Annotated in this window: 11 protein-coding genes; 3 read left to right on the top strand and 8 right to left on the bottom strand. The window is 65.3% G+C overall.

From position 1 onward, the window contains the following. Positions 1-9: 9 nt before the first annotated feature. The 7 genes from S7S_RS11975 to rsxA all read right to left on the bottom strand — a co-directional run bounded on the left by S7S_RS11975 (position 10) and on the right by rsxA (position 7,048). Positions 10-651, bottom strand: a complete 642-nt coding sequence (locus S7S_RS11975; RefSeq protein ID WP_008736844.1) for a glycine zipper 2TM domain-containing protein — start codon at positions 649-651, stop codon at positions 10-12. 235 nt (positions 652-886) lie between these two features. Continuing rightward, positions 887-1,600, bottom strand: a complete 714-nt coding sequence (locus S7S_RS11970) for an electron transport complex subunit E (RefSeq protein WP_008736845.1) — start codon at positions 1,598-1,600, stop codon at positions 887-889. Further along, positions 1,593-2,261, bottom strand: a complete 669-nt coding sequence (gene rsxG / locus S7S_RS11965; protein WP_008736848.1) for an electron transport complex subunit RsxG — start codon at positions 2,259-2,261, stop codon at positions 1,593-1,595. Before rsxG ends, S7S_RS11970 begins: the two co-directional genes overlap by 8 nt. Then, positions 2,258-3,280 (bottom strand): electron transport complex subunit RsxD, encoded by a 1,023-nt coding sequence (rsxD, locus tag S7S_RS11960; RefSeq protein ID WP_008736850.1) that lies wholly within the window; start codon positions 3,278-3,280, stop codon positions 2,258-2,260. Before rsxD ends, rsxG begins: the two co-directional genes overlap by 4 nt. Further along, positions 3,277-5,889, bottom strand: coding sequence for an electron transport complex subunit RsxC (gene rsxC, locus S7S_RS11955; protein WP_008736852.1), 2,613 nt, complete (start codon positions 5,887-5,889; stop codon positions 3,277-3,279). Before rsxC ends, rsxD begins: the two co-directional genes overlap by 4 nt. Beyond that, positions 5,886-6,467: an electron transport complex subunit RsxB gene (rsxB, locus tag S7S_RS11950; protein ID WP_008736855.1), complete on the bottom strand. Its 582-nt coding sequence runs from the start codon at positions 6,465-6,467 to the stop codon at positions 5,886-5,888. Before rsxB ends, rsxC begins: the two co-directional genes overlap by 4 nt. Further along, complete coding sequence (rsxA, locus tag S7S_RS11945) at positions 6,464-7,048, bottom strand: electron transport complex subunit RsxA (protein ID WP_008736857.1); 585 nt, start codon at positions 7,046-7,048, stop codon at positions 6,464-6,466. The genes rsxB and rsxA overlap by 4 nt, the downstream gene beginning before the upstream one ends. A gap of 331 nt (positions 7,049-7,379) precedes the next feature. On the opposite strand from rsxA, the gene S7S_RS11935 reads away from it, so the two are divergent. The 3 genes from S7S_RS11935 (at position 7,380) to S7S_RS11925 (ending at position 12,764) form a co-directional block, all read left to right on the top strand. Beyond that, positions 7,380-8,864: an amidase gene (locus S7S_RS11935; RefSeq protein WP_008736861.1), complete on the top strand. Its 1,485-nt coding sequence runs from the start codon at positions 7,380-7,382 to the stop codon at positions 8,862-8,864. 29 nt (positions 8,865-8,893) lie between these two features. Continuing rightward, positions 8,894-11,032 (top strand): molybdopterin oxidoreductase family protein, encoded by a 2,139-nt coding sequence (locus tag S7S_RS11930; RefSeq protein ID WP_008736863.1) that lies wholly within the window; start codon positions 8,894-8,896, stop codon positions 11,030-11,032. Between the two features lie 109 nt (positions 11,033-11,141). Continuing rightward, a complete protein-coding gene (locus S7S_RS11925; RefSeq protein ID WP_008736865.1) occupies positions 11,142-12,764 on the top strand; it encodes a BCCT family transporter in 1,623 nt (540 codons plus the stop codon). 161 nt (positions 12,765-12,925) lie between these two features. Here the strand turns inward: S7S_RS11925 and S7S_RS11920 are convergent, their stop codons facing one another. Beyond that, positions 12,926-13,819, bottom strand: coding sequence for a LysR family transcriptional regulator (locus S7S_RS11920; RefSeq protein ID WP_008736867.1), 894 nt, complete (start codon positions 13,817-13,819; stop codon positions 12,926-12,928). Positions 13,820-13,851: the final 32 nt, after the last annotated feature.

The raw sequence follows: 13,851 nt of genomic DNA, 5'->3' as shown, positions 1-13,851 counted from the left end.
AGCACCCTGTCAGTAGGCGCGCACGACACCATTGCGCACCGGCAATGTATCGCCGGGGCGCTCGTCCATATGCAACGTGCCGGTGTCATTGCCCAGTCGGTACGTCACCTGGTATCCGTCGGTACGGCTTTTCGGCTCCATCACGGTATGGCACTGCTGTTCGGTGGTGGTGTAGGTATTCGCCTGCTGGCGGCTGGCCTGTACCCGGTTCCCCGCATAGCCGCCGGCGATGGCGCCGGCCACCGTGGCAGCGTCCTTGCCGCTGCCGCCGCCGAACTGATGTCCCACCACACCACCGATGGCCGCGCCGAGCAGGGTGCCGGCGACACGCCGTTCATCCCGTACCGGCGCCTGCCGCTGCACCGTGACGGCTTCACAGACCTGTCTTGGTTCTTGCCAGGTGGTGATGATCGGTTCCACATGGGTCACCTGTGCGACCTGCGGACGTGGCGCCGGTGTGGTCACGACCGGCCGGGGCACGACAGGGGCCGGTGCAGTGGCCACTGCGGGTGCCGTGGGCGGTTCGGTGGTGGCGGTATCGGTCTGTATCTGGACCCGGCTGACGCCCGCCTGATAGGCCCCGTAACCCAAACCGGCGACGCCGAGCAGGCCGGCCACGGCCAGGGCGGGAAGCGCGATGCGATTGTCCATGGGAAAGCTCCTGTACGAGGCGGGCAACCGGCCCGCAGCGTTATTTCGCGCCGGCATCGTGCAGGAAATGTGGAAGGAAAAAGAGTTGTTTGAGGGCGGTCGGACGTCGGACGTCTGACGCTAGAACCGGAACGGCCAGGCTTGTGAGCGTGCGCTCATCGCAGGGGAGCAACCATTACTACAGCACCAAGGTTTTCGCGTCCGACGTCCGACGTCAGACGTCCGACCCCTTTTTTTAAACCACCTTCCCCGTCGTCCGCACCCGCCGCGACGCAGCCACATCCATAGGCTGCCGCCGTTTCGCGGCGTCTTTCAACCGCTTGTCGATGATGTTCTTGCCGGCAATGATCAGCCCCAGGCCGAGGAAGGCGCCGGGCGGCAGGATGGCGACCAGGAAACCGCGATAGTCGTGGATCAGGGTGACCTGCCAGCCGCGTGCGGCCTCGCCGAACAGCAGGTGCATGTTGGCGAACAGGGTGCCTTCACCGACCAGTTCGCGCAGCGCGCCGAGCAGCAGCAACACCACCAGAAAGCCGGCGCCCATCATCATGCCGTCCAGCATGGCCGGCAGTGGCGGGTGCTTCGCCGCGAAGGCGTCGGCGCGGCCGAGGATGGCGCAGTTGGTGACAATCAGCGGAATGAAAATGCCGAGGATTTCGTACAGCTCGAAGGTGTAGGCCTGCATCACCATTTCCACCACCGTGACCACGGCGGCGATGATCATCACAAACGCCGGCAGGCGCACTGCGGGCGTGACAAAACCACGGATCAGCGATACCGCCAGATTGGACAGCATCAGCACCGCCATGGTCGCCAGGCCCAGGCCGAGGGCGTTGACCACCGAGCCGGTCACTGCCAGCAGCGGGCACAGGCCGAGCAGTTGCACGGTGGCCGGGTTGTTCTTCCACAAGCCGTTCAGGACGATGCCGCGATAATCGATATCACTCATGGCAATGCTCCAGGCTGCCGGTGTCCACCGCCGGCACGTCGAACAGCGTAGCACGGTGGGTGCGGTAGTAAGTCAGCGTGCGGTAGACGGCACCGACCACGGCGCGCGGGGTGATGGTGGCGCCGGTGAAGGCGTCGAAGTCGCCGCCGTCTTTCTGCACCGCCCAGCCGTCGGCGGCGGTGTTGGCCAGTGAGCGGCCGTCGAAGCTGCGTATCCAGTCGGACTTGCGTGTTTCGATCTTGTCGCCCAGGCCCGGGGTTTCGTTGTGTGGCGGCACCACGCGTACGCCGGTGATCTCGCCGTCCACGGTCACGCCCACCAGCAGGGCGATGGCGCCGCCGTAGCCGTCCGGTGCCACGGTTTCCAGCACGGCGCCGCTCGGCGCGCCGGTTTTACGGGCGCGGTAGATATGCCGCTCACCCCGGCCCAGCGTGGCATCAGTGACGATGATCTGGTCGGCCAGCAGATTGTTGTCGGCCAGCGACGGTGGCAGCACTTCGTGCAGCGATGCTTCCAGTGCCTGCTGCCGGTTGCAGGCCACCTGATCGCGGGTGCGGTCGTTGGTGAACGCCAGCATGGCGGCGGTGGCCACGGCGAACAGGCCGAGGATCAGGGCGTTGCGGGAAATCGCCAGGCCGATCAGGTTCGGTTGCTCGCTCATCCGCCGATGCCCCGTTTCGGTTTGCTGTGGCCGTAGCTGCGCGGTTGGGTGTAGTAATCGATGGTCGGTGCGGCCAGGTTCAGCAGCAGCACGGCAAACGCCATCGCATCCGGGTAGCCGCCGAAGCTGCGGATCACCCAGATCAGCACGCCGATCAGCGCGGCGTAGATCAGCTGGCCGGTACGGCTGGTGGCGGCGGACACCGGGTCAGTGGCAATAAAGAACGCGCCGAACATGGCCGCGCCGCTGAACAGGTGGAACAGCGGGCTGGCGAAACGCGCGCTGTCATGCAGCCAGAAGGGCAAGGCACACAGCGCCAGGGCGCCGAGCAGTGCGGCCGGAATATGCCAGGCAATGACGCGGCGCCAGAGCAGCCACAGGCCGCCGGCAAGAAAGGCGAGGTTGACCCATTCCCAGCCCAGGCCGGCGAATTCGCCGTGCAGGATCGGCTGCGCGGCCAGCGCCGTGCTGTCGCCGGCCCAGGTGCGGAAACTGTCCAGGGGGGTGGCGCCGGTGAGGGCATCAATGCCGTTGTCGCGGCCGAGGAACAGCTGCAGCGAGGTGGCGATATCCGGTGCCTCGAACGGCGGCAGCCAGCGCGTCATGTCCACCGGAAAGGAAATCAGCAGCAGCACGTAACCGGCCATGGCCGGGTTGAACGGATTCATGCCGAGGCCGCCGTACAACTGCTTGGCAAAAATGATCGCAAAGCCGACGCCGACCAGGGTCAGCCACCAGGGCGCGGTGGGCGGGATCGCCAGTGCCAGCAGCACGGCGGTGACCAGCGCGCTGCCGTCAGTGAGATGAAAACCGACCGGCTTGCCCCGCAGGCGCAGCACGGCGGCTTCGCACAGCAGTGCCGCAAGGCACGCCCACAGCACATTGATCAGGCTGCCCCAGCCGAACAGCCAGCACAGCACGCCCAGGCCGGGCAGGGTGGCCAGCAGCACTTGCGCCATGACGCGCTGGGTGCGTGACGGGCCGGTGGTGTGCGGTGAGGTGACGCTGATCAGCTTCATTCGCCCAGGCCCTCGTCGTCGACCGCCTGCTTCAGGGTGCGGGCGGCCTCCAGTGCGGTCTGCTCCAGCGCGGCGAGTTCCTGTTGCAGCACGCTGATCTGTTCTTCGTCACCGGCTTCGCGGGCGGCGGCCAGCGCGGCGCTTTTTTCGCGCACGGTGCTTTCGGCGCGGGCGGCGTTGAGTTTCAGGGTTTTCAGATCGGTGCCGGTGCGGGCCTGGATGCCGGCCTTGGCTTCCGTCACCAGCACGTCCAGTGCGGCGCGGGCCTTGTCGGCTTTGTTGCGCAGTGTGTCGACGCGGTTGCGCAGGGCATCCAGTCCAGCCACGTCGCCACTGCGCTCGGCGCGCTCAAACGCGGCGGCGGCGTCCTTCCACTGTTTGTTGGCCATGTTGTAGGCGGTCTTCAGCGCCTTCATGCGCTGGTTGCGCTTTTCGATCTCGTCATCGCCGGTGGCCGCCGGCGCGGGGGCTGCCGGTGGGGCCGGTGGTGGTGTGGCCGGGGCAGTGGCCTTGGCGTCACGCAGTTCGGCCTTGAGCCGGTCGGCGTCGGCTTTCAACCGGTCGGCCTCGGCGCGTAGCGCATCCACGTCGCTGTCACCGCTGGCTTCGGCTTCTTTGGTGGCTTTCACGGCCGCCTTGTAGGCGGAGGAGGCCTCGGCGACGGCTTTTTTCAGCGCCGCAACAGGGTCTTCCGGCACCGGCGCAGCGGTCACGACAGGCGCAGCCGCCTTGGCATCTCGCAGTTCGGCTTTCAGCCTGTCCGCCTCGGCTTTCAGGCGCTCGGTGTCGGCGCGCAGGGTATCGATGTCACCGTTGCCGCCGGCCTCGGCCTCTTTCATCGCCTTCACGGCGGCTTTATAGGCGGCGGAGGCTTCGGCGACGGCTTTTTTCAGCGCCGGCAGCACCTCGTCCTGTGCTGGTGGTGCTGCAGGCCCGGCGGCTTTCGCATCGCGCAGGCTGGCTTTGAGGGTGTCGGCATGGGCTTTCAGGCGCTCTGCTTCGGCACGCAGTGCCATCGCGTTGTCAGCACCGCTGGCTTCCGCTTCCTTGGCCGCCTTGACGGCGGTCTTGTAGGCGGCGGAGGCATCGTTGACGGCTTTTTTCAGATCCGCCTGCGAGGGGGCCGGTGCGGCATCCGGTGCCTGCTTCGTCCGGTTGGCGGCCAGCCGTGCCTGCCGGCGTGCCTCTTTCTCGGCCTTTTCCTTTTCGATGCGGGCAGTGCGCGCTTCGAAGCGCTCGCGGGCGCGATCTGCTTTCTGGTGTTCGGCGGCCTGTTTGCGCAGTTCGCCCTTGGCGTAGCGGTAGTACTGCACCAGCGGAATATTGCTCGGGCAGACATAGGAGCAGGCGCCGCACTCGATGCAGTCGAGCAGGTTGTAATGTCGCGCACGGTCGAACTCGCCGGCCTTGCTGTACCAGTAAAGCTGTTGCGGCAGCAGTTCGGCGGGGCAGACGTCCGCGCAGGCACCGCAGCGGATGCAGGCCTGTTCCGGCGCCGGTTCCGGCAGCTCGGTCAGTGGCGCGGCGATAATGCAGTTGCTGGTTTTCACCACCGGCGACATCGGGTGATCAATGGAAAAGCCCATCATCGGCCCGCCCATGATCAGCCGGCCCTGGTGCGGCTGGGCAACACCCCCGAAATCCAGCAACGCCTGCACCGGGGTGCCGATCAGGGTCTCCACATTGCCGGGTTGCGCGAACGCTTCGCCGGTCAGCGTGGTGATGCGGCGGATCAAGGGTTCGCCATGGACTACGGCCCGTTCCACCGCGTAGGCGGTGCCGATGTTCTGGCACACCACGCCGATTTCTGCCGGAATGCCGCCGGAGCGCACTTCCTTGCCGGTGACCAGGCGGATCAGTTGTTTTTCACCGCCGGAGGGGTATTTGGTCGGCACCGTCATGATGCGGATGCCGGTGCCTTCGGCGGCGGCGCGCATCGCTGCGATGGCGTCCGGTTTATTGTCCTCGATGGCGACAATCGTCTCCGCCGGCTGCACCAGATAGCGCAGTATCTCGATGCCCTGGATCAGTGCCGGGGCGCGCTCGCGCATCAGGCGGTCATCCGCCGTAATGTACGGCTCGCATTCCACCGCGTTGAGAATCAGCTGCTCGATGCGCTGGTTGTCGCGCAGGTTCAGTTTGATGGCGGTGGGGAAACCGGCGCCGCCGAGACCGGCAATGCCGGCTTCGCGGATCAGCGCCACCAGCTCCGGGCGCGGGATGGCGCGGAAATCCGGTTGTGGATGCAGGGCCACCCAGCGGTCTTCGCCGTCAGTGTCGAGCACAATGCAGGGTGCATCCAGGCCGGAGGGATGCTGGATCGGGCGCGGCTCGATGGCGCTGATCACACCGGAGGATGGCGCATGCACCGGCACGCTGACCGGGCCGCTGGCCTCGGCGATTTTCTGGCCCTTGAGCACGGTGTCGCCGACCTGCACCAGCGGCCGCGCAGGCGCGCCGATATGCATGGTCAGCGGCAGGATCAGTTGCGCCGGCAGCGGGCCGGGACGGATCGGCGTAGCGCTGGAGAGCGCCTTGCGCTCCGGCGGATGAATGCCGCCGTGGAAATCGAACTGGCGGCGCGGCAACAGGCGCGATAACAGGCTCACCGGAGATTCACCACATTGATCAGTCGGTCGGGTGTGTTGCCCACGCCCTGCGGGCGTGACCAGCCCCAGGTGGTCAGCGTCGCCGGCACTTCGATCATGTCGATGCAGTCCACCGGGCAGGGTTCCACGCACAGGTCGCAGCCGGTGCATTCGTCAGCGATCACGGTGTGCATCAGCCGTGCGGCACCGACGATGGCATCCACCGGGCAGGCCTGGATGCATTTGGTGCAGCCGATGCATTCTGCCTCGCGGATAAAGGCGACTTTTTTCACGTCGGCGCTTTCGGCCTCGCCGTCCAGCGGCAGCACCTCGCGGCCGAGCAGGTCGGACAGGTCCTGGATGGTCTGCTCGCCGCCGGGCGGGCAGCGGTTGTGGTCCTCGCCCTCGGCGATGGCTTCGGCGTAGGGCCGGCAGCCGGGGTGGCCGCACTGGCCGCACTGGGTTTGCGGCAACAGCGCGTCGATCTGGTCGACGATGGGGTCGCCCTCGACGCGGAATTTTTCCGAGGCAAAGCCGAGCAGGGCGCCGAACACGACGGCCAGGGCCAGCAGCGCGAGCACCGCGATCAGGATCGTCATAGCCGGATCAGCCCGCTGAAGCCCATGAATGCCAGCGACATCAGGCCGGCGGTGATCAGGCCGATGGCCGGGCCACGGAACGCCTCGGGCACATCGGCCACGGCAATGCGTTCGCGCATGGCGGCAAACAGCACCAGCACCAGCGAAAAGCCCAGCGCGGCGCCAAAGCCATAGGTGAGCGAGCTGAGGAAACTGGCGTCTTCCTTGCGCACGTTCAGCAGCGCCACGCCGAGCACGGCGCAGTTGGAAGTGATCAGCGGCAGGAACACGCCGAGCACGCGATACAGCAGCGGGCTGGCCTTGCGCACGAACATTTCGGTGAGCTGCACGGCCACGGCAATGACCAGGATGAAGGACAGTGTGCGCAGGTATTCCAGCTCCAGCGGCACCAGGATCCAGTCCCAGGTCAGGTAGGCGAGCACGGAGGACAGTGTCAGCACGAAGGTGGTGGCCAGTGACATGCCCATGGCGGTCTCCACTTTATTGGAGACGCCCATGAACGGGCACAGGCCCAGGAACTGAACCAGCACGAAGTTGTTCACCAGCACGGCGCTGACAAGGATCAGAACGTATTCGGTCATGGGCGGTGACGTTATCGGTGCGGTGAAAGGTCTGGCTGGGCATCCGGCCGCCATGGTGGCTGGCCCCTGTTCCGGATGCCTGGCTATGCCTGCCGGTCAGGAGCACGACAGGGGGCGTAGTATGCGGCAGCGCCGGATGTCACTCAAGCCGGCGGCCCTGTGTGACGGGCCTGACCGGACAGTCCCGATGGACGGGGCGGCACAGTTTTCAGGCGGGGCTGCGACGGCCTGGCGGCACGGGTATGATCGGGTGAGTCTGGCTGCGCTGCACGGATGTCCCACAGGCCACGACCCTGTGGACGCACAAGAATAAGGACAAAAGGGAACGCTCATGCATTTCGAGGAATACCGCAAACTGGATGGCCTGGCGCTGGCGGCGCTGGTGGACCGGGGGGAAGTGACCCCAACTGAACTGCTGGAGCTGGCGATTGCCCGTGCCGAGCAGGTCAACCCGGCGCTCAATGGCCTGATCATTCCCCTGTATGAACAGGCCCGGCGACGGGCCGGGCAGCATCTCTCCGGGCCGTTTGCCGGCGTGCCGATGCTGGTCAAGGACCTGTTCCAGGAAATGGCCGGTGTGCCGCACTATCTTGGCAACCGCGCCCTGAAGCAGATCGGCCGCCGCGCCACCGAGGACAGCGAGCTGGTACGCCGCTGGCTGGACGCCGGGCTGATTATTTTTGGTCGCACCAATACGCCGGAATTCGGCGCCAAGGGCATCACCGAGCCGCTGGCCTGGGGCGCCACCCGCAACCCCTGGAACACGGACCATACGCCCGGCGGTTCCTCGGGCGGTTCCGCCGCGCTGGTGGCCGCCGGCGTGGTGCCGTTTGCCGGTGCCAACGATGGCGGGGGCTCCATTCGCATTCCGGCGGCCTGCTGTGGCCTGTTCGGCCTCAAGCCGGGCCGGGGCCGCACGCCCTGGGGGCCACAGTTCACCGAAGCCATGCACGGCATGTCGATCAATCACGCGGTGACGCGCTCGGTGCGCGACAGCGCCGCGCTGCTGGACGCCACCCACGGCGATGAGCCGGGGGTGCAGTTTCATCTGGCGCCGCCGGAGCGGCCTTATCTGGACGAAGTGGGCCGTGATCCGGGCAAGCTGCGCATTGCCTTCAGCACCCGTTCGCCGATCGGTACCCCGGTGCATGCGGAAGCGGTGCGGGCGGTGGAAAACGCGGCGCGGCTGCTGACGTCGCTGGGTCATCATGTGGAAGAGGGCGAGCCGGCCATCGACGGTGAGCAGATGACGGCGGACTGGTTGCAGATGTGGTTTGCCCACTGTGCGGCCACGGTGGATGCGGTGCGGCGGGAAACCGGCTGCGACGATGACGGCTTCGAGCCGGACACGCTGGTGATGGCGGCCTTCGGGCGCAGCACACGCGCCAGCGAGTACGTGGAAAATTACCAGCGCTGGCAGCTCTATACGCAACAACTGTCGTCGTTCCTGCAACGCTACGATTTCTGGCTGACGCCCACGCTGGCAATGCCACCGGCGAAAATCGGCGAGCTGTCGACGCCGGCCTGGCAACAGGCGGCTTCGAAGCTGGTGCTGCGTCTGGGCGCCTCCCGGCTGGTGCTGAAATCCGGCATGCTGGAAAAAATGGCGCGTGAAAACCTGCGCTATACCCCGTTTACGCAGGTTGGCAATGTGACCGGCGTGCCGGCGATGTCGGTGCCATTGCACTGGTGCGACAACGGCCTGCCGCTGGGCGTGCAGTTCATCGGCGATCACGGTGACGAAGGCAAGCTGATCCGGCTGGCCGCGCAGCTTGAACAGGCCAGTCCATGGATGCATCGGCTGGCGCCGGTCTGAACAACAGAATAAAGCGGCGGGAGCACGCCATGACGCAACACGCAGAGCCAGAGGTCCACTACCGCACCTGCAATCTGTGCGAAGCCATGTGCGGCATTGCCATTACCCACCGTGACGGGCAGATCGAAAGCATTCGCGGTGATGAGCAGGACCCGTTCAGTCGCGGGCACATCTGTCCCAAGGCGGTGGCGCTCAAGGACCTGCATGAAGACCCGGACCGGCTGCGTCAGCCGCTGCTGCGCACCGAAGACGGCTGGCGCGAGATCGGCTGGCCCGAGGCGCTGGACCGCGCCGCCGACGGCCTGCGTGCCGTGCAGCAGGCGCACGGCCGCGATGCGGTGGCGACCTATCTGGGCAACCCGAATGCGCACAGCCTCGGCAATATGCTGTTCGGCCGCACGCTGCACCAGGCGCTGCGGTCGCGGCAGCGGTTTTCTGCCACGTCGGTGGATCAGTTGCCGCACCATATCGTGGCGCATCATCTGTTCGGCCATCAGCTGCGCCTGCCGGTGCCGGATATCAACCGCACGGATTTCATGCTGATGCTGGGTGCCAATCCGGTGGCCTCCAACGGCAGCCTGATGACCGTGGCCAACGTGAAACAGAAACTGAAAGACATTCTTGCCCGGGGCGGCGAGGTGGTGGTGATTGATCCGCGTCGCACGGAAACCGCCGAGATCGCCAGTGCGCATCATTTCATTCGGCCGGGCACTGATGCGTTGCTGATGCTGGCAATGCTGCACGAGGTATTTGCCACGGGCCGGGTGAAACAGGACAGCCGCGCGCTGCCACTGTGCGACGGTCTGGACGAGATCGCGGCGGCCGTGGCCGACTGGCCCCCGGAGCGTGTGGCGGCACACACCGGCATCAGCGCCGGGGTGATCCGTGATCTGGTGGCGCGTTTCTGTGCTGCACCGAGAGCCGTCTGCTACGGCCGCATGGGGGTGTCGGTGCAGGAGTTCGGTCTGCTGACGCAGCATCTGGTGACCCTGTTCAATATTGTCACCGGTCGCCTGGATGAAGAGGGCGGGGTGATGTTTACCCGGCCGGCAGCGGATATTCTCAGCTACACCGGCCCGGGCCGGCTCGGCAAGCACCATACGCGCGTGCGTGGGCTGCCGGATTTCGGCAGCGAATTTCCGGTGTCGTCCATGGCAGAGGAAATGCTCACGCCCGGCGAAGGCCAGATCCGCGCGCTGGTGACGGTGGCGGGCAATCCGGTCCTGTCAACGCCGAATGGGGAACAGCTTGACCGCGCGCTCACGCAACTGGATTTCATGGTCTCTATTGATTTCTATCTCAACGAAACCACCCGCCATGCCGATCTGATCCTGCCGCCGGTGGGCCCGCTGGAACGCTCGCATTATGACCTGGTGTTCCACCTGCTGGCGGTGCACAACACCGCAAAATATTCGCCGCCGCTGGTGGCGCCACCGGAAGGCGCGATGCAGGACTGGCAGATTTTCATGGGCCTGGCGGAGCGGCTGCAGCCGCCGCGTTCATTGCGTGACAAATTGACGCGCGCGTTTCTGCGCCGGGGTGGTCCGGATACGCTGCTGGCGATGATGTTGCGCTACGGCCCCTATGGGCGCGGCTTCAAGCCCGGTGGCCTGACGCTGAAAAAACTGCGTCGCGCGCCGCACGGTATCGACCTGGGGCCGATGACGCCGTCGCTGCATCATCGAAAACGGCGTATTCCGCTGCGCCCGGATTTCTATCTGCCGGACATCGAGCGGTTGCACGCGCATTTCTTCTCCGGCCCGGCGCCTGATGCGGACACCGCTCTGCTGATCGGCCGTCGTCATGTGCGCAGCAATAATTCCTGGCTGCATAACAGCCACCGCCTGGTAAAGGGCAAGTCGCGCTGCACACTGATGTTGCATCCGCAGCATGCGCAGCAGCTGGGTATCCGCGATGGTGATCCGGTACAGGTGCGCTCGCGGGTGGGCCAGGTGACGCTGGTGGCGGAAGTCACCGATACCATCATGCCCGGTGTGGTCAGCATTCCGCACGGCTGGGGCCACCAGCGTGACGGGGTGCGGCAACGCATCGCCCAGGCCAACGCCGGCGTCAGCGTGAACGATCTCACCGATGACCAGCGCATTGATGTGCTCAGTGGTAACGCGGCGCTCAATGGTGTGCCGGTGACGCTGGCGCGCGCAGTCTGAGCCATGCCGGGTGGCGCTCGCCGCCCGGGTTGGTTATGGTTTCCGCTCACCAACGAGAAAGCCACCACGCCGGCAATGCGCGGACCGGGTGGCGATTGAGTGGAGAGTCATGCTTGCCAGACAACGGGTTTACCTGATTTCCGCCAGCATCATCATTCTGCTGGTGATTGCCGGCGCGATATGGCCGGCGCAATTCGCCGCCACTGCCGGGCTGATCCTGGATCGCCTGAGTTACTACTTCGGCTGGTTTTATCTGCTGGCCATTTTCGTGTTTATCGTCTTCCTGCTGTTTCTCGCCTTCGGGCGCTATGGCAAGACCCGTCTCGGGCCGCAGGACAGCACACCGGATTATTCCTTTTTCTCCTGGATCAGCATGCTGCTTTCCGCCGGTTTCGGCGTCGGTCTGGTGTTCTATGGCATGGCCGAGCCGATGCAGCATTATCTGACACCACCGCATGCGCTGGCCGAGGCCTCTTCGCCGGAAGCGGTGGAGCTGGCGATGCGTTACAGCTTTTTCCACTGGGGCGTCAATCAATGGGCGGCGTTTGCGCTGGTGGGGCTGATCATCGCGTTTTTCCAGTTCCGCAAGGACCGTCCCGGCCTGGTCTCGAACATGGTCGAGCCGGTGCTGCGCAAGGTGCGCTACCAGAAGCCGATTCTCAACGCGCTGGACGTGCTGGCGGTGGTGGCCACGGTGATGGGCATCGCCACCTCCATCGGCCTGGGCGTGCTGCAGATCAACAGCGGCATGAGCAGTGTGTTTGGCCTGCCGAGTACGTTCTGGACCAAGCTGGCTATTCTGGGCGCCATGTTTGCGGTCTACACGGTGTCGTCCTATTCCGGCCTGGATCGCGGCATCAAATGGCTCAGCAACCTGAACGTGGGGGTGGCGCTGCTGCTGATGCTGTACCTGCTGGTGACCGGGCCGACCGTGTACATCATTGACGGTTTCGTCAACGGCATGGCCGGTTACCTGGGCAATTTCATCGAGCTGAGTTTGACCCTGCCACCGGCTGACAAGAGCGGCTGGATGAATGAATTCACGGTGTTCTATTGGGCCTGGGTGATTGCCTGGTCGCCGTTCGTGGGCACCTTTATCGCGCGGATTTCCCGTGGCCGTACCATTCAGGAATTCGTGATCGGCGTGATGGTGGTGCCGCCGCTGTTTGCCTGCATCTGGATCGCCATTTTCGGGGGCTATGCGCTGTTCCTGGAAACCAACGCGGTGGCACCACTGGCGTCTGCTGTGGCGGATGACGTGGCCAGTGGCCTGTTCGCGATGTACGACGCGCTGCCCGGCTCGCTGTTCCTGTCGAGCATTTCGCTGTTCCTGATTTTTACTTTCCTGGTGACCTCGGCGGATTCCGCGACCTATATCGTCGCGCAGATGACCGATGAAGGATCGCTGGACCCACCGCTGTACAAACGCCTGAGCTGGGGTGTGCTGATCTCCGCCATCTGCATCACGCTGATTGCCGCCAGTGGCCTGCGCGGACTGCAGTCGGCGTCGCTGCTGGTGGCGCTGCCGTTTGCCATCGTCCTGTTCATGATCATGATCGTGCTGTTGCGTGAGCTGGCGGATGACCGCCGGCAGATGCTGCTGGACCTGTATCATCGTGCCGATGGCACACCGGTGGGCGGCGATATCTTCGAGGCGGACGAGATCTGCGAACTGAGCGTGGAAGAGCGCATCAAGCGGCGAATGAAAGTCACCAACCCAAGGTTGAAGTAGGGTGGGTAGAGCCAAAGGCGAAACCCACCATGTCCATGCCCATTATTCACTCCCGCAAAACCATCGAAACTGCCCCGCTTAGGAGGTGGGTAGTTTCGATGGTTCTGTGCGAGCAGTACACCACATGGACCCGGTGGGTTTCGCCTTTGGCTCTACCCACCCTACGATAACGGCGCCCCGATCACCGCCTGCAACGCCGCCAGGTTCGCACCACAACGCGCCGGGTGCCAGACCAGACAAGTGTCATCCCGGGCGATGGCCCTCGGCAGCCTGTGCAGCGCCAGCCTGTCACGGTCGGCAAACACATCCAGCACGGATTGCGGCACCAGCCCGACGCCGGTGCCGGCCGCCGCACAACTGAGCATCACATGATAGGAATGCAGCTCGATACGGCGGCGTGGTGCGCCACCGTCCTGTTGTGCCCAGCGTTCCAGCCGGGCGCGGTAGGCGCAGTCCGGCGCGAACACCAGCAGCGGCGTGTCGCCGAGATCGGCGGGCTTTTTCACCGGGCGGTGATCGCGCGCGGACACCAGCACCAGTTCCTCACGAAACACCGGCTGCCGGCTGAGCTGGTCGCTGACCGCGTCGGCGGAGACGAACGCGGCATCCAGTTCGCCGCGTTCCACCGCGCGCAGGGTGGTCCACGATGGCTGGCTGACCAGTTCCAGTTGCACCGCCGGGTAGTCGGCGTGGAAACGGCTCAGCAATGCCGGCAGCCGGGCGGCGATGGTGCTTTCCATGCTGCCCAGGCGAAACTGCCCGGCCGGATGTGGATCGCGCAGCAGGGCGCGGGCCTGCTCGGCACGCTGCAACAGGTCGCGCGCCGCGTCGAGAAAACGTTCCCCGGCGCTGTTCAGGGTGAGGCCTCGCCCACGCCGGTCGAACAGCGGCTGCCCCAGGTCCTGCTCCAGTTGCCGCAGGCGCACGGAAATGCCGGACTGCACCCGGTTCAGGCGCCGGCTGGCGGCGACCACCGAGCCGGTTTCTGCCACGGCCACAAAACAGTCGAGGTCACGCAGGTTCATGAATTCACCATTGATGATCAGTGGCTTCATGATAATTCAATTTACCTGAATGGCCAGCCCGC

The organism is Isoalcanivorax pacificus W11-5, assembly GCF_000299335.2.
In the GTDB taxonomy this organism is placed as follows: Bacteria; Pseudomonadota; Gammaproteobacteria; order Pseudomonadales; family Alcanivoracaceae; genus Isoalcanivorax; species Isoalcanivorax pacificus.
The sequence above is the reverse complement of the archived record's forward strand: the minus strand, read 5'-3'. Positions and strand labels throughout refer to the sequence as shown.